The following is a 20115-nucleotide window of genomic DNA, read 5'->3' as shown; positions in this document are numbered from 1 at the left end:
AGTCCTTCAGTTCAGTCGCAGCTCGGCAGCGGCCCGCAGCTGGTCGGATTGGTGTTTGAGAACCACACCCAGCGTGGCGCGCACGGCGTCGTCGTCGAGGGTGTCGAGCCCGAGCGCCAGCAGCGTGCGACCCCAGTCGATGGTCTCGGCCACCGACGGCAGCTTCTTCAGCTGCATGCCGCGCAGCACACGGATCGTCTTGACCAGCTGCTCGGCCACCGCCTCGGGTAGTTCCGGCACCCGGCTCGCGAGGATCCTCCGCTCGAGTTCGGCGTCGGGGAAGTCGAGATGCAGGAACAGGCAGCGGCGCTTGAGCGCCTCCGACAGTTCGCGGGTGGCGTTCGAGGTGAGGACGACGAACGGCTTGCGCGTGGCGGTGATGGTGCCCAGTTCGGGGACGGTGACCGCGAAATCGCTGAGTACCTCGAGGAGCAGGCCCTCGATCTCGACGTCGGCCTTGTCGGTCTCGTCGATCAGCAGCACCGTCGGGTCTTCGCGCCGGATGGCGGTCAGCAGCGGCCGCGACAGCAGGAACTCCTCGGAGAAGACGTCCGCCTTGGTGGCGTCCCAGCTGTGGTCGCTGCCCGCCTGGATGCGCAGGATCTGCTTCGCGTGATTCCACTCGTACAGGGCGCGGGCCTCGTCGACGCCCTCGTAGCACTGCAACCGCACCAGTTCGGCGCCGGTGGTCTCGGCGACGGCGCGGGCGAGTTCGGTCTTGCCGACTCCGGCGGGACCCTCGATGAGCAGGGGCTTTCCGAGCCGGTCGGCGAGGAACACCGCGGTCGCGGTGCCCTTGTCGGACAGGTAACCGGTTTCGGCGAGCCGAGCGATGACGTCGTCGACGCTGGCGAAGAACGGCTTCGTGGTGGGCAGTGCGCGGTCCACGCTCGCTCCTTTCAGAGGGGCTTGAGGAAGAGTCCGGCGGGGGTCTACACCGGGCGGGTGTGCCCGTCTCCCCACACGATCCACTTGGTGGAGGTCAGTTCGGGCAGCCCCATCGGGCCGCGGGCGTGCAGTTTCTGCGTGGAGATCCCGATCTCGGCGCCGAATCCGAACTGCTCACCGTCGGTGAAGGCGGTGGAGGCGTTGACCATGACGGCGGCGGCGTCGACCCGGGCGGTGAACTCGCGGGCGGCCGCGAGGTCGGACGTCACGATGGCCTCGGTGTGGCCGGTGCCGTAGCGGTCGATGTGCTCGACCGCGGCGTTCAGGTCGTCGACGACCTTGAGAGCCACGTCGAGCGTGAGGTACTCCTCGGACCAGTCCGACTCCGTCGCGGGCACCAGCCCGGGCAGGTCCCCGTGCACGGTCACACTGTGCATCTGCAGGGCCTGCAGCAGCTTCGGCACCGCCGTCTCGGCGATCGCGGCGTCGACCAGCACGGTCTCCGCGGTGTTGCAGACACTCGGCCGCCGCGTCTTGGAATTGAGCAGGATCCGTTCGGCCATCTCCAGGTCGGCCGCCGCGTGGACGTAGACGTGGCAGTTACCGACGCCCGTCTCGATCGTCGGAACGGTCGCGTCGCGCACCACAGCGCTGATCAGTCCGGCCCCGCCGCGGGGAATCACGACGTCCACCAGCCCGCGGGCCTGGATCAGGTGCGTCACGCTGGAGCGGTCCTCGCTCGGCAGTAACTGCACCGCGTCTTCCGGCAACTGCTGCGCGGCCAGTGCCGCCCGCAGTGCCACGACCAGCGCCGCATTCGACTTCGCCGCGGACGAGGACCCGCGCAGCAGGGCCGCGTTGCCCGACTTCAGGGCCAGCCCGAACGCGTCGACGGTGACGTTGGGCCGAGCCTCGTACACCATGCCCACCACGCCGAGCGGAACCCGCAGCTGACGCAGTTCGAGACCGTTGGGGAGCGTGGACCCGCGCACCACCTCACCGACCGGGTCGGGCAGACCGGCCACCTGGCGCAGGCCGGACGCGATGCCCTCGATCCGTTCCGCCGTCAGCCGCAGCCGGTCTAGCAGGGAGTCCTCGGTGCCCGACGCCCTGGCTGCCTCGATGTCGGCGGCGTTGGCGGCGAGGATGTCGGTGGAGGCGGCGAGCACGGCGTCGGCCGCCGCGTGGAGCGCCGCATCCTTCTGCGCGGTGGTGAGCAGCGCGAGGACCCGCGACGCGGTGCGGGCGCGACGGGCCGCTGCGTGGACGGCTTCACGGGTATCCACCGTGGCACCGGCCGACGAGGTGGAAGTCACTGCAGTCATGAAGACAGCCTATATACAGGGCTGGATCCCCCGCGGAGCGGGAAGGCGGGAATGATTTCATCCCCCGTGCAGGTTGCGACTGGTCGAGACCATCAGAGGTAGGAGTGCTGCAGTGAGCGTGTTGTTCGAACCCATCACCTTCCGCGGAATCACCGTCCCCAATCGAGTGTGGATGGCGCCGATGTGCCAGTACTCGGCCGACGTGACCGGCAGCGACGTGGGGGTGCCCAACGACTGGCACCGGACGCACCTCGTGACGCGGGCCATCGGCGGTGCGGGCCTGATCCTCACCGAGGCGACGGCCGTCAGCCCGGAGGGCCGCATCAGCCCCGCCGACCTCGGCATCTGGAACGACACCCAGACCGAGGCCTTCGCGCAGATCAACGCGCAGCTCGAGGACTACGGCGCGGTACCCGGCATCCAGCTCGGGCACGCCGGGCGCAAGGGGTCTGCGCACGTCCCGTGGCGCGGCGGAAGGAGCCTCGACGACGACGATCGGTTGTCGTGGCGGACGGTGGCGCCGAGCGCGATCGGTTTCGGCGACCGCACCCCGCCGGCGGCGGCGACGGCAGAGGACATCCGGAAGGTGGTCGCGGATTTCGCCGCCGCCGCCGAGCGGGCGTCGCGCGCAGGCTTCAAGGTGGTGGAAATCCATGCGGCACACGGCTATCTGCTGCACCAGTTCCTCTCCCCGGTCAGCAATCACCGCACCGACGAGTACGGCGGCAGCTTCGCGGGCCGCATCCGTCTCCTGCTGGAGGTCGTCGAGGCGGTGCGCGGCGTGTGGCCGGCCGAACTGCCGGTCTTCGTGCGGGTCTCGGCCACCGACTGGTTGTCCGAGGAGCCCGGGCTCGACGCGGACAGCTGGACGCCGGACCAGACCGTCGCCCTCGTGCAGGCGCTCGCCGACCTGGGCGTGGACCTCGTCGACGTCTCCAGCGGCGGCGTCGCGTCCGCGCGGATCCCGGTCGGTCCCGGCTACCAGGTTCCGTTCGCCCGCCGCATCCAGAACGAGACCCTGCTTCCCGCCGCCGCGGTCGGGCTCATCACCGAGCCGGAGCAGGCCGAGCAGATCGTGGAGTCGGGAGAGGCCGTCGCCGTGTTCCTCGGACGGGAACTGCTCCGGGACCCGTACTGGCCGCGAAAAGCGGCACGCACATTGAATGCCCAGGTGACACCGCAGATTCCGGCGCAGTACGCCCGCGCGTTCTGAGTCTCGGGCCGACAAGCCCCCATATCCTTTGCTACGGTAATCGCTCTTACAGCTGGTAGTCCCGCTCCCCGGACGGTGGAGCGGGACCTACCCTCGAGCCAGAGCCGATCGGCGGGGGCCGCATCGCGCCGAAGGGCCGTGGGTTGCCGAACCCGACCAGCAATCGCCGTGCGGGCGACGAAAAGATGCGTGCATCAGGTACGTGCCCCGTGCGGGTGATAACTGCGCTGGGGAGCGCAAGACATGAATGCACCAGATCACTCGATCACGTCGGCCGAGGTGGCCGAATCACCTGATGTCACGGTCACCGACGAAGCCTCCGTCAAACGCGCCGTCAAGGCCACCATGCTCGGTAACGCCATGGAGTGGTTCGACTTCGGCGTGTACGCCTACCTGGCGACCACGATCGGCAAAGTCTTCTTTCCCGAGGCCAGCGGCACCGCACAGCTGCTGTCGACGTTCGCGATCTTCGCCGCGGCCTTCGTCGTCCGCCCCCTCGGTGGTCTGTTCTTCGGTCCGCTCGGCGACCGGATCGGTCGCAAGAAGGTGCTCGCCACCACGATCATCCTGATGGCGGGCAGCACGTTCGCCATCGGCCTGATCCCGAGTTACGGATCCATCGGGCTCGCCGCACCGATCCTGCTGGTGCTGTTCCGGCTCGTGCAGGGATTCTCCACGGGCGGCGAGTACGGCGGCGCCAGCACGTTCGTCGCCGAGTACGCACCGGACAAGCGCCGCGGGTTCTTCGCGAGCTTCCTCGAATTCGGCACCCTCGCCGGGTATGTGGCGGCCGCGGGACTGGTCACCATCATCAGCACTGTGGTGAGCGCCGACGCCCTGGTCGACTGGGCGTGGCGGATTCCGTTCCTGCTCGCCGGTCCGCTGGGCCTGATCGGCCTTTACCTGCGGTTGCGGCTCGAGGAGACGCCCGCATTCCAGCAGATGGAGCAGGCCGAAGAGCGTTCGCTCGCAGACGAATCCACGGGACGCAAACTGCGCGAGACGCTGGTGGAGAACTGGCGTCCACTGGTGCTGTGCGTGATCCTGGTCGCCACCTACAACATCGCGCACTACGGTCTGCTCAGTTACATGCCGACGTACCTGTCGAACACGCTCGGCTACGACGAATCACACGGTCTCGTCCTCATGATCATCGTGATGCTCATCATGATGGTGGCGATCAGCTTCGTCGGAAAGCTGTCCGACCGGGTCGGTCGTAAACCCTTGCTGCTGGCCGGTTTCGTGGGGTTCTTCGCGTTGTCACTGCCGGCGTACCTGCTGATCGGGGTCGGCCACTACTTCACCGTCTTCCTCGGCCTCGCGATCCTCGGCGGCCTGCTGCTGCTGTTCGTCGGCGTGTTCCCGTCCGTGCTTCCCGCACTGTTCCCGACCGGGATCCGCTACGGCGGCCTGGCGATCGGATACAACCTCGCAGTGTCGATCTTCGGTGGCACCACTCCCCTGGTGCTCACGGCGCTGCAGGATGCGACGGGCAGCGACCTCGTCGCGCCGATGTACATGATGGGTGCGGCGGTCGTCGGCGGGATCGCGGTGCTGCTCATCTCGGAGACCGCCCGCAAGCCCCTCGAGGGCTCGCCGCCCGCCGTGTCCACGGACGCCGAGGCGCGGCGCATCCTGAAGCGTCTCCGCCGCAAGAGCGAGGCCTCCGCCGCGTCCGCACAGGAGACGGCGGCCGCCGACGCGGGCTAGTCTCGGGATATGTCCGCTCCCAGGGTCGCCGTGGTCGGCAGCGTCAACATGGATCTACTGACGGCGACCGAGCGGTTGCCCGGGCCCGGGGAGACGATCCTGGGCAGCGCCTTCGCCGCCACTCCCGGCGGCAAGGGCGCCAACCAGGCGATCGCCGCGGCACGGGCGGGCGGGGCCGTGACGTTCATCGGGGCGGTCGGCTCCGACGTGTTCGCCCTCGACCTGCGGCAGGCCCTCGTCGACGCCGAGGTCGACACCCGGTATCTGCGGGAGGTCGACGGGCCGAGCGGGATCGCGGCGATCACCGTCGACGCCGCCGGCGAGAACAGCATCGTCGTGATCCCGGGCGCCAACAGCACCGTGGTGGACCTGACGCCCGCCGAACTCGCGGCGATAGCGGACGCCGACGTCCTGCTCTGCCAACTCGAGATACCTCTGGGCACCGTGGTGGCCGCGGCGGCGCACGCCGCGGCCCACGGCACCGTCGTGATGGTGAATCCGTCACCGGCGCAGCCACTTCCGCCTGAGCTCGTGGAGCTGATCGACGTGCTGCTGGTGAACCAGACCGAGGCCGCGCAACTCGGCGCCGAGGTCACCGGCGCCGTCGCCCACGTCGTCACCACGCTGGGGTCGTCGGGTGCGGACTACGCGGGCCGCGACGGCACCGTGCTCCACGCGGACTCCCCGGCGGTCGAGGTGGTCGACACGACCGGCGCGGGCGACGCCTTCGCGGGCGCCCTCAGCGTGTCGTGGCGCGGCGGCCCCGTTACCGCCGTCCCGTTCGCGTGCACGGCGGGCGCACTCGCGACCACCCGCCGCGGCGCCTCCACGTCCTCACCCACCCTCGCCGAGATCGAGGCGGCACTTCCCGGCTGAGCACCCAGGCGCTCGCCCGGACCGTCCGTGTCACCCCGGTCGTGCACCATGGGGGCATGACGACCGCCACCGAACCCGCACTCCGTGACGAGGCCGAACGGCTGCTCCGCGAGCTGGCGGGCGAGCACGCCACCCTCCGCGGCGACCAGTGGACGGCGATCGAGGCGCTCGTCGTGGGCCGCAGACGGGCGCTGGTCGTGCAGCGGACGGGCTGGGGCAAGTCGGCGGTCTACTTCATCGCGGCGAAGCTGCTGCGGGCACACGGGCACGGTCCCACGGTCATCGTGTCGCCGCTCCTGGCGCTGATGCGGAACCAGGTGGCCTCCGCCGAGCGCGCCGGTGTGCGCGCCGCCACCATCAACTCCGGGAACGTCACCGAGTGGGACGACATCCACGCACGGGTCGCGGACAACGAACTCGACGTGCTGCTGGTCAGCCCCGAGCGTCTCAACAACCCCGACTTCCGCGACCAGGTCCTGCCCTCCCTCGCCGCCGACGCCGGCCTCGTCGTGGTCGACGAGGCGCACTGCGTGTCGGACTGGGGTCACGACTTCCGTCCCGACTACCGGCGGATCCGCACGCTGATCGCCGAGCTGGGCGAGGGCATCCCCGTGCTGGCCACCACGGCCACGGCGAACGACCGCGTCGTCTCCGACGTCTCCACACAGCTCGGGGTGGGCGGCGCGGAAACCCTCGTGCTGCGCGGCGGCCTCGAGCGCGAGTCGCTGCACCTGTCGGTCGTGCAGATTCCGGAGGCCACCGCCCGTGCCGCGTGGCTCGCCCAGAAGCTCGACAGCCTGCCCGGCTCGGGCATCATCTACGCGCTCACCGTGTCGGCGGCCCGGGATCTGGCGAGCCTGTTGTCCGAGCGGGGGCACACGGTCGCCGCATACACCGGGCAGACCGATGCCGGCGAGCGCGAGACCCTCGAGCAGGACCTGCTCGGCAACCGCGTGAAGGCGCTGGTGGCCACGTCCGCGCTCGGGATGGGGTTCGACAAGCCCGACCTGGGGTTCGTCGTGCACCTCGGTGCGCCGTCGTCGCCGATCTCCTACTACCAGCAGGTGGGGCGTGCGGGCCGGTCCACCGACCGCGCCGAGGTGATCCTGCTGCCCGGATCCGAGGACAAGCAGATCTGGAGCTATTTCGCGTCCGTCGCGTTCCCCCGCGAGCACGTGGTGCGCCGGGTGATCGAGGTCCTCGACACCGACCGGCCGCAGTCCACGCAGGCGCTCGAGCCACTCGTGGAGCTCGGCCGCACCCGGCTGGAGATGGTGCTGAAGGTCCTGGACGTGGACGGCGCGGTGCGCCGGGTGCGGGGCGGCTGGGTGGGCACCGGGGAGCCGTGGACGTACGACGCCGACCGGTACGAGCGTCTCGAGCGGGCCCGCGAATCCGAGCAGCAGGCGATGATCGAGTACCAGCGGATCACCACGTGCCGGATGGCGTTCCTGCGCGAGCAGCTCGACGACCCGGGTCTGGCGGCGGGCACGTCGGACTGCGGCCGGTGCGACAACTGCACCGGAGAGCGCCACGACGCGACTGTCGACGCCGAGGCGGTGCAACAGACCAGAGCGCGCCTCGAGCGCCCAGGCGTGGATCTGGCGCCCCGCAAACAGTGGCCCACGGGCCTCGCGAAGCTCGGCGTGAAGCTGTCCGGGAAGATCTCCGATGGTCCCGAGCCGGGTCGCGTGCTGGGCCGGCTGTCCGATCTGGGCTGGGGTCAGCGCCTGCGCTCCCTGCTCGACGACCCGGACGGACCGGCGCCCGACGCCGTCCTGAAGGCCTGCATCCAGGTGCTGGCGTCCTGGGACTGGGCCGAGCGGCCCACGGCCGTGATGGCGGTCGAATCAGCCACCCACCCGCTGCTGTCGGCGTCGATCGCGGGGCAACTCGCCACTGTGGGACGCCTCACCGACCTGGGAGTTCTGCGGCTGCGCCCTGAGCATCCGCCGGTGTCCGCGGCCAACTCCGCCTACCGGGTGGCCGGGCTCGTCGACGCCTGGGAGGCCCCGGGCGTTCCCGAGGGCACCGGACCGGTTCTGCTCGTCGACACCCTCACCGACACCGGCTGGACCCTCACGATGGCCGCCCGGACGGTCCGCGCGGCGGGTGCCGCGTCAGTCCTCCCCTTCGCGCTCGCGAGTCTCAAATAGGTGGAGTGTGTCGCTTGCGGTTCACCCAAAAGTTACATAATGTGATCAGCATCACTTTGCACGTCTCACCTGCAAAGCCCTGCCGCCTGAACTGTCCAATTTCGCGAGGCACGTGAAATCGAAGGGGATGGTTGTTAGGTTCGAATTTCCAATGACGCCTGTTCAGAAGAGTGCCATCCCGACCACCGCGCCGGACGCGGTGTTGTTCAGAAGTCCAGAGATCACTGACGGAGTCCGGCTCTGGGAGATCGCCAGGAACACGGAAGTGCTCGATCTCAATTCGAGCTACGCATACCTGTTGTGGTGTAGAGATTTCAGCCGATCGTCGGTCGTCGCAGTCGTCGACGAGCGCGTCGTGGGATTCGTATCGGGCTTCATCCGCCCAGAATCCCCTGCGACGCTGTTCGTCTGGCAGGTTGCCGTAGACGCCGACCAGCGCGGCAAGGGAATTGCAGGTCGCTTGCTGAGCGCACTGCTCGATCGGCTTGCACCCGAAGGGATTACCCATCTCGAAACGACGATCAGCCCCGACAACGAGGCTTCGATCGCGCTGTTCACAGCATTGGCGCGTCGCCGAGATACGGCGATCAACAAGCAGGAACTGTTCGCCCCCAACGATTTTCCCGATGGACACGAAGCCGAAGATCTGTACACCATCGGCTAAGAGCATGCCCCGGAGGAATGCAATAACATGACTAATTTCGATACGAACATTTTCGAGAGCCTCGAGTCCGAGGTTCGCAGCTACAGCCGCGGCTGGCCCGCCGTCTTCGAGTCGGCGTCCGGATCGTGGATCCGCGACGAGAACGGCCGCGACTACCTCGACTTCTTCGCCGGCGCCGGTTCGCTGAACTACGGCCACAACAACCCGGTCCTGAAGTCGGCGCTCGTCGACTACATCGTCGGTGACGGCATCACGCACGGTCTCGACATGTCGACCGTGGCCAAACGCGACCTGCTCGAGACCTTCCAGGACAAGATCTTGAAACCGCGAGGTCTCGACTACAAGGTCCAGTTCCCCGGACCCACCGGCACCAACACGGTCGAGGCCGCCCTGAAACTGGCACGCAAGGTGACGGGTCGTTCGTCGATCATCAACTTCACCAACGCCTTCCACGGCATGACGCTCGGCGCCCTGTCGGTCACCGGTAACTCGATGAAACGTGCCGGCGCCGGAATCCCGTTGGTGCACGCCACCCCGATGCCGTTCGACAACTACTTCGACGGCGTCACCGAGGACTTCCACTGGTTCTCCCGGGTGCTCGACGATTCGGGCAGTGGCCTGAACCGTCCCGCCGCCGTGATCGTCGAGACGGTGCAGGGTGAGGGCGGCGTCAACGTCGCCCGCCCCGAGTGGCTGCGCGCCCTCGCGGACCTGTGCGCCGAGCGCGACATCCTGCTGATCGTCGACGACGTCCAGATGGGCTGTGGACGCACCGGGCCGTTCTTCTCCTTCGAGATCGCCGGCATCACCCCGGACATCGTCTGCCTGTCGAAGTCCATCGGCGGGTACGGCCTCCCGATGGCGCTGACCCTGTTCAAGCGTGAGCTGGACGTGTGGGGCCCGGGCGAGCACAACGGCACGTTCCGTGGCAACAACCCGTCGTTCGTCACGTCGAAGGTCGCCCTGGAGCACTACTGGTCCGACGACACCCTGCACAAGTCGACGCTGGCCAAGGGCGAGAAGATCCACCAGGCGTTCACCGAGCTGGCGAACCAGTTCGAGGGTTCCGTCTCGACCCGCGGCCGCGGCCTCGTCCAGGGCCTCGTGTTCGAGGAGCCGGAGCACGCGGGCAAGGTCTGCAAGCTCGCCTTCGACGAGGGACTGCTCGCGGAGACGTCCGGACCGTCCGACGAGGTGGTCAAGCTCCTGCCGGCGCTCACCATCACCGACGAGGAACTGAACCACGGCCTGGCCATTCTCGCCGACGCCACCGGCAAGGTCTGCAGCTAGAGAGAGGACTGACACACATGATCGTTCGCACCACCGCAGAAATCACCGACACCGAGCGCGACATCACCAGCGAGGACGGCAACTGGCGCAGCAAGCGCATCATCCTCGGCGGCGACAAAGTGGGCTTCTCGTTCCACGAGACCACCATCAAAGCCGGTTCGGTCAACGAGTTCCACTACGCCAACCACGTCGAGGCTGTCTGGCTCGTCGAGGGAACCGGCAAGTTGATCGACCTCGACAACGACAAGGTCTACGAACTCGGCCCCGGTTCGATGTACCTGCTCAACGGTCACGAGCGTCACCGTGTCGAGCCCGACACGGAAATGCGCATGCTGTGCGTGTTCAACCCGCCCGTCACCGGCCGTGAGGTCCACGACGAGAACGGTGTCTACCCCTTGATCGAGGTTCCCGCGTAAGTTCGACCCATGGCCGACGACGCTGCTGTTCCAGCTATAGCCATCGGACCCGCCCCGGACCCGCTCCTCGAGGATGCGGTGCGCCGGGGCGGTGCCCGTGTGGCACCCCTCGAGTCCGCGGACGCCCTGGTCTGGACCACGGGTCCGATCGGGTTCCCGGACCCGCTTCCCGAGAACATCCGCTGGGTGCAGTTGAACTCCGCGGGTGTCGAGGAGTGGTTCGCCGCGAAGGTGATCAGACCCGACTCCACCGTGCTGTGGACGTCGGCGGCCGGCGCGTTCGCCGCGACCGTCGCCGAGCACGCGCTGACACTGCTGCTGGCCGGGGTGCGGGCGCTGCCCGAGCACCTCGAGGCGAAGACCTGGCGCCAGCAGGAGTTCTTCTCGAAGGTCGGCACCCTGCGCGGCACCACGGTCGCGATCGTGGGGGCCGGCGGTATCGGCCGGGCACTGATCCCGATGCTCGCGGGTGTCGGCGCCGACGTGATCGCGGTGAATCGTTCCGGAAGCCCGGTGCCCGGCGCGATCGAGACGCTCCCCACCACCCGGCTGGGCGAGGTGTGGGCCCGTGCGGACCACTTCGTGATCGGGGCGCCCGCCACCGACGCCACCCATCACCTGGTCGGGGCGGCGGAATTCGCGCAGATGAAGCCGACCGCGTGGGTGATCAACGTCGCGCGCGGCTCACTCGTCCACACCAACGCCTTGGTGAAAGCGCTGCGGGACAACACGATCGGCGGAGCAGGACTCGACGTCACCGATCCCGAACCCCTCCCAGACGGCCACCCGCTGTGGAACCTGCCGAACGTGATCATCACCCCGCACGATTCCAACCCGCCTGCGGTCCGTCCCCCGGCGTTCGCCGAGCACGTGGCGCTGAACGTCACCCGCTTCGTCGCAGGTGAGAATCTCACCGCTCTGATCGATCCCGTCGTCGGGTACTGAACCGGCGCTATTCTGGAGTGCGTGTTCGCCCCACTGATCGACGTACTCGGGGGCCGGCGCCTGTGTGTGATCACCGGCGCCGGCATCTCGACGGATTCCGGGATCCCCGATTACCGCGGCCCGGATTCACCCCCGCGCAATCCCATGACGTATCAGCAGTTCACCGGTGACCCCGATTTCCGCCGCCACTACTGGGCACGGAACCACCTCGGCTGGCGGCACATGGACGCCGCCCGCCCCAACACCGGCCACCGCGCCCTCGCCGGGCTCGAACGGGCCGGGGTCGCGTGCGCGGTCGTCACCCAGAACGTCGACCTCCTGCACACCAAGGCCGGCAGTCGCCGGGTGATCGACCTGCACGGCACGTACGCCCAGGTCCGCTGCCTGACGTGCAACGCACTGATCTCCCGGGCGACGCTCGCCGACCGGCTCGAGCGCGCCAACCCGGGTTTCGCCGAAACCGTCGCCGCCGCACAGGGAGTGGAGATCGCACCGGACGCCGACGCGGTCGTCACCAGCACCGAGCATTTCCGGATGGTCGACTGCGAGGCGTGCGGAGGCATGCTCAAACCCGACATCGTGTACTTCGGCGAGTCCGTCCCGAAACCGCGGGTCGCGGCCGCCTACGACGTGGTCGACGAGGCCGAGGCACTGCTGGTGGCCGGTTCGTCCCTCACCGTCATGTCGGGACTGCGGTTCGTCCGGCACGCCGCCAAACGCGGAATCCCCATCGCGATCGTCAACCGCGGGGCGACGCGCGGCGACGAGTTCGCCACCCTCACCGTGCACGCCGGCTGCTCGGAAGCCCTCACCGCGCTGCTCGACGCGTCGTCCGCGCTGCCCGCCTGACCTCTAGAGCGGTACCAGGTCGTCGGCGTGGACCACGGGCCGCTGCATCTCGGCAGGCAGTTCCTGGGTCGACTTGCCGAGGATGTCGTTGATCTCGGCCGAGTCGTACGCCACCACTCCCCTGGCCACGGGACGTTCCTCCGGGCCGAGGAGTGACACGACGTCGCCGCCGTAGAACCGTCCCGACACCGCCGTGATGCCCGCGGGCAGCAGCGACCGGCGCCGGGTGACGACGGCCCGGACCGCACCCTCGTCGATGTGCAGAATCCCCTGCTCGTCGGCGGCGTGCCGCACCCAGAACTTGCGCGCCGACAACCGGGACGGCCGGGCCGCGAACGCGGTCCCCACACTGGCGTCCCGCAGCGCCGCCCCGGCGTCCGAGGCGGCGGCGAGCAGCACCGGAACACCGGCATCGGCCGCGAGGCGGGCTGCGGACAGCTTGGACGCCATCCCGCCGGTGCCGAGGGCGCCGCCCGACCCCGCGACCACCCCGTCGAGATCCTCGGGGCTGTTCACCTCGGGGATCAGCGTCGCATTCCCCTTACGGGGATCGCCGTCGTACAGCCCGTCGACATCCGACAACAGGACGAGTGCATCGGCGCCGACCAGGTGCGCGACGAGTGCCGCGAGCCGGTCGTTGTCACCGAATCGCAGCTCAGCCGTAGCGACGGTGTCGTTCTCGTTGACGATCGCGACCGCGTGCAGGGCCCGCAGACGGTCGAGGGTGCGCTGCGCGTTGCGGTGCTGCGCGCGGCGGGCGATGTCGTCCGCGGTGAGCAGCACCTGCCCCACCGTGCGCCCGTACCGGGCGAACGAGGTGCCCCAGGCGTGGGCCAGCGCGAGTTGGCCGACGCTCGCGGCGGCCTGCTTCGTCGCCAGGTCCCGCGGCCGCTTGGTCAGCCCCAACGGGGCCAGACCCGCGCCCACCGCGCCGGACGACACGACCACCACGTCGGAACCGGCACGCATCCGTGCCTCGATCGCGTCGGCCAGCGCGTCGAGCCGACCGACGTCGAGCCCGCCGACCAGACTGGTCAGCGCCGACGATCCGATCTTCACGACGATGCTGCCCGCCGACGCTACCGTGCGCCGGGTGGCGCTCACTGGTCTTCGGGGTCGAGGCCTTCGAGACCGCGACGGACCCTGGATGCATGCTTGCGTTCGGTCGCGCCGATGCGCTCCACCTGATCCAGACGCGGGTCGGTGCCGCGGCCGGTGCGGGTGAGATCGACACCGGCGGGGGTCTGCGGTTCCCAGTCGAAGCTCACGTTGCCGATCGTGACGGACGCGCCGGGCTCCGCACCCTGCTTGACGAGTTCGGTTTCCACACCGAGCCGCGCGAGACGGTCCGCGAGGTAGCCCACGGCCTCGTCGTTGTCGAACTGCGTCTGCCGCACCCAGCGCTCCGGCCGCGTGCCGCGGACGATGAACCCACCGGGGATCTCGGGATCGGCGATGACGCTGAAGCTGTTCTCGTTGGCGATCACCGGGCGGATCACCTGACGCTTCGGCTCGGCCTTCGGGTGCGCCTCACGGTAGTCCGCGACCAGCTTCGCCAGCGCGAACGTCAACGGGCGCAACCCCTCTCGGCTGACAGCCGAGATCGTGAAGATCGGCCATCCGCGGGCCTCGAGGTCGGGGGTCACCATCTCGGCAAGCTCGGCCGCCTCCGGAACGTCCGCCTTGTTCAGGATCACGATGCGGGGGCGGTCCGCGAGGTCACCGAGGCCGGTGTCGCCGGACAGCGCGCCCTTGTACGCGGCGAGTTCCGCCTCGAGTGCATCGATATCGGAGATCGGGTCGCGGCCCGGGTCCAGCGTCGCGCAGTCGACGACGTGGGCCAGCACGGCGCACCGCTCGAGGTGACGCAGGAAGTCCAGTCCCAGTCCGCGGCCGTCGCTCGCGCCGGGGATCAGCCCGGGCACGTCGGCCACGGTGAACGTGGTGTCGCCGCTCGACACGACGCCGAGGTTCGGCACGAGCGTCGTGAACGGGTAGTCGGCGATCTTCGGCTTCGCCGCCGACAGCACGGACACGAGCGAGGACTTGCCCGCCGACGGAAATCCGACCAGACCGACATCGGCCACGGACTTCAGTTCGAGGACCAGTTCCCGCTCGACGCCCTCCTCACCGAGGAGGGCGAAGCCCGGCGCCTTGCGCGCCTTCGAGGAGAGGGCTGCGTTACCGAGCCCGCCGCGGCCGCCCTGGGCAGCCTCGAAGCGAGTGCCGACACCGATGAGGTCGGCGAGGATCCGGCCGTCCTTGTCGAGGACGACGGTGCCGTCGGGGACCTTCAGGATCAGGTCGTCGCCCTGGGCGCCGTCGCGGTTGCTTCCCATCCCCTGCTTGCCGTTGGTGGCCTTCGCGTGGGGGTGGAAATGGAAGTCGAGGAGGGTGTGGACGTTGCCGTCCACCTCGAGCACGACGTCACCGCCACGCCCACCGTTGCCGCCGTCCGGGCCGCCGAGCGGCTTGAACTTCTCCCGGTGTACGGAGGCGCAGCCATTGCCGCCTTTTCCGGCGCTGACGTGCAGCACGACGCGGTCAATGAATCGGGACATGACTGCCGGATCCTTCCTCAGTCAATTGTGTTGATCTCACTCTGAAGCAAACAACTCTGAAACAAACAATAGGGGCGGACCGGGTATCTCGACCCAGGTCCGCCCCTATTGGGAGCTTGAAACGTCCCTCACGGGACGATGCATACTCGCGGCAGGACTAGACCTCTGCCGCCGCCGGAACGATGTTCACGGTCTTGCGTCCACGCTTGGTGCCGAACTCGACGGCACCGGCGGAGAGAGCGAAGAGCGTGTCGTCGCCGCCACGACCGACGTTGACGCCGGGGTGGAAGTGGGTTCCGCGCTGACGCACCAGGATCTCGCCGGCGCTGACGGACTGGCCGCCGAAACGCTTCACGCCGAGTCGCTGAGCATTTGAATCGCGACCGTTACGGGAGCTGGATGCACCCTTCTTATGTGCCATGTTCTTGACCCTCCTCGGGTGAAATCAGCTCTGAAGCTCTAGTTACTTGATGCCGGTGACCTTGAGGACCGTCAGCTTCTGCCTGTGGCCCTGACGCTTGTGGTAGCCGGTCTTGTTCTTGAACTTGTGGATCCGGATCTTCGGGCCCTTGGTGTGCTCGACGACCTCACCCGTGACCGAGATCTTGGCCAGCTTGTCGGCGTCGGTCGTCAGGTCGGATCCGTCGACGACGAGAACGGGAGCAAGCGAGACAGCAGTGCCGGGCTCACCCTCGATCTTCTCGACCTTGACGAGGTCACCAACAGCGACCTTGTACTGCTTTCCGCCGGTCTTGACGATCGCGTACGTTGCCATCGGAGGGCTACCCCTTGCTTCTTCGAACTTGCTCGCGCCACAGTGTGCGCGACTGGTCTGGTGTGACGGCTAGCTCGGTCGAGATCGCGCAGCCTTCACAGGTGAGGGCACAGCTGACCTTCATCGCCGAGTAGCGACTGGTCAAGGTTACAGGAAGGCAACCGTTCCGTACAAACCGGCGTCGATTGCCTTCCCGCGTTCCCTGATCAGTGGTCGGCGTCGACCGGCGGGCCTGCCGGACGTGCCGCGGCCCGGCGACGACGCGGCTTGCGCGGCGCTGCCTGCGGATCCGCGCCGTCCGGCGAGGACGCCGCCGGTCCGCTCACGGTCGAAGCCGACATGGCCGGCTCCGGTTCCGGTGTGTGCTCCGCGCCGGGCTCCGGCGTCGGAATCACGAACACGGTCCCGGCGCTGGGGGTTTCGGACACCGGCGCTGCCGCTGCTCTCGACACCCGGCGACTCCTGCGCCGCGTCGGGGCCACCGGCTCCGGTGCGGGTTCGGGTTCCGGGGTGGGCTCGGGTGCGCGCTCCACGACGGGTTCCGGGGTCTCGGCGACCGGAGCCGCTTCGGCCGGTGCCGCTTCGACAGCAGGCGCCTCGACCGCAGCTTCCACGGCTTCCTCGACGACAGCCTCTTCGACGACGGCCACCTCGGCCTCGGGCGCCACGACGGCTTCCGCTGCCACCGCTGCGGGCGCCTCGGCCACGGCCTCCTCGATCCCGGGCAGGTCTGCCTTGTCCGAGGCCGGAGTCTCCGCCTTGTGCGCAGCCTCCTCCTCGTGATGGTGGTGTGCCATCGCGAGCGCGACCGGGTGAGCCCGCTTCACGGTGGCGTCCACCGTCGGGGTCTCCTCGTGCGCGGGAGCCTGCGGGGTGTCCCCGCCGGACGACTTGTCGCGTCCCCGCTTCTTGCGGGAGCCGCCGGAGTCGCCGCCGCGGGAAGACCCGCGTGTACCGGTGTCCTCGGACGTCTTCACCTCGATCGGCTCGGCGTGGACGATGATGCCGCGGCCGTGGCAGTGCTCACACGTCGTGGAGAACGCCTCGACGAGGCCGGTGCCCAGCTTCTTCCGGGTCATCTGCACGAGCCCGAGCGACGTGACCTCGGACACCTGGTGGCGGGTGCGATCGCGGCCCAGGGCCTCGGTCAGGCGTCGCAGCACCAGGTCGCGGTTCGACTCGAGCACCATGTCGATGAAGTCGACGACGATCATGCCGCCGATGTCCCGCAGACGCATCTGCCGGACGATCTCCTCGGCAGCCTCGAGGTTGTTCCGGGTGACGGTCTCCTCGAGGTTTCCGCCGGCACCGGTGAACTTGCCGGTGTTGACATCGACCACGGTCATGGCCTCGGTCCGGTCGATCACGAGCGTGCCGCCGGACGGCAACCAGACCTTGCGGTCGAGTGCCTTCGCCAACTGCTCGTCGATGCGGTGCGCCTCGAAGACGTCGACACCGTTGTCCGACGTGTGCTGCGCGAGCCGCGGCATGAGGTCGGGCGCGACGGACTTGATGTACGACTCGACCGTCGACCACGCCTTCTCGCCCTCGATCACGAGCTTGGAGAAGTCCTCGTTGAACAGGTCGCGGATGACCTTCACGAGAAGGTCGGGCTCCTCGTAGAGGGCCTGCGGGTTGCCGGACTTGCCGGATTCCGCCTTCGCGGCCTGCGCCTCGATCCCGGCCCACTGCTCCTGCAGGCGCGTCACGTCGCGGGCGAGTTCCTCTTCGCTCACACCCTCAGACGCGGTCCGGATGATGACTCCGGCGTCCGAGGGCACGATGTCGCGCAGGATGTCCTTGAGGCGCTTGCGTTCCGTGTCGGGCAGTTTGCGGCTGATCCCGGTGGACGTGCCGCCGGGCACGTAGACGAGGAACCGGCCCGCGAGGCTGATCTGCGTGGTCAACCGCGCACCCTTGTGCCCGACCGGGTCCTTGCTGACCTGGACCAGCACCTGGTCGCCGGGCTTGAGCGCCTGCTCGATCTTGCGGGAGTTGCCACCGAGGCCGGCGGCCTCCCAGTTGACCTCACCCGCGTACAGCACGCCGTTGCGGCCGCGGCCGATGTCGATGAACGCCGCTTCCATGCTGGGCAGCACGTTCTGGACGCGTCCGAGGTACACGTTGCCGACCATCGAGGCCGACGCCGACGTGGTCACGAAGTGTTCGACGAGGACACCGTCCTCGAGCACGGCGACCTGCGTCGTCGCGTGCGGTTGCCCGGTGGCGAGACGGTCGCGCACGACCATGACGCGGTCGACGGCCTCGCGGCGTGCCAGGAACTCCGATTCCGTGAGGATCGGCGGACGGCGGCGACCGGCATCGCGGCCGTCGCGGCGACGCTGACGCTTCGCCTCGAGCCGCGTCGAACCGGTGATGCCCTGGACCTCGTCCTTCGAGCGGCTCTTGTTGCGGGGCTCACGCTCGTGGACGACGGTGTTCGGCGGATCGTCCTCGGACGTGGCGTCTCCCGACCCCTCGCCACCGGACTTGCGACGACGACGACGGCGGCGACGACGGCTCGAACCGTCGGAGTCACCCTCACCGGTCTCTTCGTCCCCGGATTCCGCTTCCGCCTGCTCGGCGTCCGCGGGCTTCTCCTCGGACTCCTTCTTCGGCTTCTCCTCGGGCTCCCGGCTCGGGGTCTCCGCGCCCTTCTCGGTGCCCGTGTCCTCGCGGCCCTCGCGCGCGGACTCCTCGGCCTCGGCACCCTCGGTGTCGGTATCGGTGTCCTGCTCGTTCGGCTGTTCGCCCCGTCCGCGACCACGGCCACGACGGCCGCGACGGCGTCGGCGCGGCTGATCGCCGTCGACGTCGGACTCGTCCGATTCGGTGTCGGCGGTGCCGGTGTCGGTGGCCTTCGCGGGCTCGGCGACGTCCTCGCGCGCCTCCGCGACGGGCGGCTGCTCGGTGGTGGGTGCCGGCGTTCCGGCGTCCCGGCGACTGCGCCGGCGACGCGGCGGAGTCTCGACCGCCGCGAGGTCGGGCTGCAGGAACAGCGGGACCTGGGAAACGGCGGGCGTCTCGGCGGGCTCCTCGGCAGCGGGCGCCTCTGCCTGGTAAGCGGCGGTGGTGAACAGGTCGTGCCCGAGGTCGGGTTCGGAAACCACGGCCTCCTCGGCGACGGCTTCCGGGCTTTCCTGGACCGGGGCTTCCTCGGCAGGGGCCTCCGGTGCCGCAGTCTGCTCGACGGGGGCTTCCTCGGCGGGAGCCTCCGGTACCGCGGTCTGCTCGACGGGAGCTTCCTCGGCGGGAGCCTCCGGTACCGCAGTCTGCTCGGCGGGAGCTTCCGGTGCGACCTCGGCGGGCGCCTCGGCAGGAGCGGTCTCCGCAGCGGTGAATCCGGCGTATACCCGCTCGGCGATGTCGCGTTGCAGGCTCGACTGCGCACTGCGCAGTTCCAATCCGAGGGCCGCGGCCTCGGCGAGAACCTGCTTGCTCGTGACGCCCAGCAACTTCGCGAGGGCGTGAACGCGAATCTTCTCCGGAAGAGCGGGAACCGCGCTCCCGGCGGTGGCCGTATCGTTCGGCTCTGAATTTGTGGGCGGCGCTTGATCGGCCACGTAGTCTCCTCAGCCCCCGGGCGCGTCCACTCCCCTGTCTGGGAGTGTCACGCGGCCACGCGAGGGCGCAGTATGTGTACTCGCGCCCCAGATGTGAGCGCGAGATTGTCTGGTCTCGCTCCACACAGCGCGTGCAGTGTCCGTTTTCACTGCACACCCATGTAGTGCCTTGCGGATGGCCGTGGTCCGCGGTGCGAGCGCCTGATCATCCAGCGTGCCGATACGCCCAGGTATTTCCTGTTGACGCAGGGGCAGCGATGAAGGGCATCGAGCCGTGGTGTCATCCGGTCGAAGCCACGTGGTGCACAAATTGCGGTCCGACCACCCTCAGTATCCCACACGTGTGCCGCGGTCCGTGCCAGCGGCGCACGTATCGTTCTGGAACAGGTTCCGTTCACGATGGCGCCGCCGGCCCGGAGGGCAGGTCGGTGGATCGAGGGGTGGGTGGAGAGGGTGGGTCAGTTGGCGGCGAGCTGGGGGAACCAGAGGGCGATCTCGCGCTCGGCGGACTCGACCGAGTCGGAGCCGTGGACGAGGTTCTCCTGGGCTTCGAGCCCGAAGTCACCGCGAATCGTGCCCGGAACGGCCTTCTCGACCGGGTCGGTGCCGCCGGCGAGCTGACGGAACGCCGCAATTGCCCGGGGGCCTTCGAGGACGGCCGCGACGAGCGGGCCACCCGTGATGAATTCCAGCAGGCCGGGGTAGAACGGGCGGCCTTCGTGCTCGGCATAGTGGGCCGCGGCGATGTCGCCGGGAGCGGTGCGCAGCTCGAGCGCGGAGATCGTCAGACCCTTCCGCTCGACACGACCGAGGATTTCTCCTACATATCCGCGGGCAACGGCATCGGGCTTGATCAGGACAAGGGTGCGCTCAGTCACGGCGCA

Annotated in this window: 17 protein-coding genes; 9 read left to right on the top strand and 8 right to left on the bottom strand. The window is 68.9% G+C overall.

Annotated elements, in window-relative coordinates; genetic code table 11:
* Nucleotides 1-6: 6 nt before the first annotated feature.
* Together JWS13_RS39730 and JWS13_RS39725 are read right to left on the bottom strand one after the other, a co-directional pair.
* Nucleotides 7-888 carry an AAA family ATPase gene (locus JWS13_RS39730; RefSeq protein WP_072946578.1) on the bottom strand — a complete coding sequence of 294 codons (882 nt, stop codon included), beginning with the start codon at nt 886-888 and terminating at the stop codon, nt 7-9.
* Between the two features lie 44 nt (nt 889-932).
* A complete protein-coding gene (locus JWS13_RS39725) occupies nt 933-2213 on the bottom strand; it encodes a glutamate-5-semialdehyde dehydrogenase (protein ID WP_160102515.1) in 1281 nt (426 codons plus the stop codon).
* Between the two features lie 112 nt (nt 2214-2325).
* Here JWS13_RS39725 and JWS13_RS39720 point away from each other — a divergent pair, with 112 nt between their 5' ends.
* The 9 genes from JWS13_RS39720 to JWS13_RS39680 all read left to right on the top strand — a co-directional run bounded on the left by JWS13_RS39720 (nt 2326) and on the right by JWS13_RS39680 (nt 12332).
* Nucleotides 2326-3426, top strand: a complete 1101-nt coding sequence (locus tag JWS13_RS39720) for an NADH:flavin oxidoreductase/NADH oxidase (protein ID WP_206010709.1) — start codon at nt 2326-2328, stop codon at nt 3424-3426.
* Between the two features lie 243 nt (nt 3427-3669).
* A complete protein-coding gene (locus JWS13_RS39715; RefSeq protein ID WP_124391215.1) occupies nt 3670-5136 on the top strand; it encodes an MFS transporter in 1467 nt (488 codons plus the stop codon).
* Between the two features lie 9 nt (nt 5137-5145).
* Nucleotides 5146-6012 carry a ribokinase gene (locus JWS13_RS39710; RefSeq protein WP_206010708.1) on the top strand — a complete coding sequence of 289 codons (867 nt, stop codon included), beginning with the start codon at nt 5146-5148 and terminating at the stop codon, nt 6010-6012.
* Between the two features lie 56 nt (nt 6013-6068).
* The gene (locus JWS13_RS39705) at nt 6069-8168 is read left to right on the top strand and encodes a RecQ family ATP-dependent DNA helicase (RefSeq protein WP_206010707.1); all 2100 of its coding nucleotides are present in this window, start codon (nt 6069-6071) and stop codon (nt 8166-8168) included.
* Nucleotides 8169-8319: 151 nt separating this feature from the next.
* Nucleotides 8320-8832: a diaminobutyrate acetyltransferase gene (ectA, locus tag JWS13_RS39700; RefSeq protein ID WP_206010706.1), complete on the top strand. Its 513-nt coding sequence runs from the start codon at nt 8320-8322 to the stop codon at nt 8830-8832.
* 27 nt (nt 8833-8859) lie between these two features.
* Nucleotides 8860-10122, top strand: coding sequence for a diaminobutyrate--2-oxoglutarate transaminase (ectB, locus tag JWS13_RS39695; RefSeq protein ID WP_124391212.1), 1263 nt, complete (start codon nt 8860-8862; stop codon nt 10120-10122).
* Between the two features lie 17 nt (nt 10123-10139).
* Nucleotides 10140-10538 (top strand): ectoine synthase, encoded by a 399-nt coding sequence (locus JWS13_RS39690; protein WP_005248060.1) that lies wholly within the window; start codon nt 10140-10142, stop codon nt 10536-10538.
* Nucleotides 10539-10547: 9 nt separating this feature from the next.
* Nucleotides 10548-11483 (top strand): D-isomer specific 2-hydroxyacid dehydrogenase family protein, encoded by a 936-nt coding sequence (locus tag JWS13_RS39685; protein ID WP_206010705.1) that lies wholly within the window; start codon nt 10548-10550, stop codon nt 11481-11483.
* Nucleotides 11484-11504: 21 nt separating this feature from the next.
* Nucleotides 11505-12332 (top strand): NAD-dependent protein deacetylase, encoded by an 828-nt coding sequence (locus JWS13_RS39680; RefSeq protein ID WP_206010704.1) that lies wholly within the window; start codon nt 11505-11507, stop codon nt 12330-12332.
* A gap of 3 nt (nt 12333-12335) precedes the next feature.
* Here the strand turns inward: JWS13_RS39680 and proB are convergent, their stop codons facing one another.
* From proB to ndk, 6 genes are all read right to left on the bottom strand, one after another.
* Nucleotides 12336-13436 carry a glutamate 5-kinase gene (proB, locus tag JWS13_RS39675; RefSeq protein WP_206010703.1) on the bottom strand — a complete coding sequence of 367 codons (1101 nt, stop codon included), beginning with the start codon at nt 13434-13436 and terminating at the stop codon, nt 12336-12338.
* The gene (obgE, locus tag JWS13_RS39670) at nt 13433-14893 is read right to left on the bottom strand and encodes a GTPase ObgE (RefSeq protein ID WP_124391207.1); all 1461 of its coding nucleotides are present in this window, start codon (nt 14891-14893) and stop codon (nt 13433-13435) included. The genes proB and obgE overlap by 4 nt, the downstream gene beginning before the upstream one ends.
* Nucleotides 14894-15050: 157 nt before the next feature.
* Nucleotides 15051-15314 (bottom strand): 50S ribosomal protein L27, encoded by a 264-nt coding sequence (gene rpmA / locus JWS13_RS39665; RefSeq protein WP_012688267.1) that lies wholly within the window; start codon nt 15312-15314, stop codon nt 15051-15053.
* A 42-nt stretch (nt 15315-15356) separates the two neighbouring features.
* Nucleotides 15357-15668, bottom strand: a complete 312-nt coding sequence (gene rplU, locus JWS13_RS39660) for a 50S ribosomal protein L21 (protein ID WP_005248081.1) — start codon at nt 15666-15668, stop codon at nt 15357-15359.
* Nucleotides 15669-15874: 206 nt separating this feature from the next.
* Complete coding sequence (locus JWS13_RS39655) at nt 15875-19231, bottom strand: translation initiation factor IF-2 N-terminal domain-containing protein (protein WP_206010702.1); 3357 nt, start codon at nt 19229-19231, stop codon at nt 15875-15877.
* Nucleotides 19232-19689: 458 nt separating this feature from the next.
* Nucleotides 19690-20109, bottom strand: a complete 420-nt coding sequence (gene ndk / locus JWS13_RS39650; RefSeq protein WP_206010701.1) for a nucleoside-diphosphate kinase — start codon at nt 20107-20109, stop codon at nt 19690-19692.
* Nucleotides 20110-20115: the final 6 nt, after the last annotated feature.

The sequence above is a fragment of the Rhodococcus pseudokoreensis genome, assembly GCF_017068395.1.
Lineage (GTDB): Bacteria > Actinomycetota > Actinomycetes > Mycobacteriales > Mycobacteriaceae > Rhodococcus_F > Rhodococcus_F pseudokoreensis.
The sequence above is the reverse complement of the archived record's forward strand: the minus strand, read 5'-3'. Positions and strand labels throughout refer to the sequence as shown.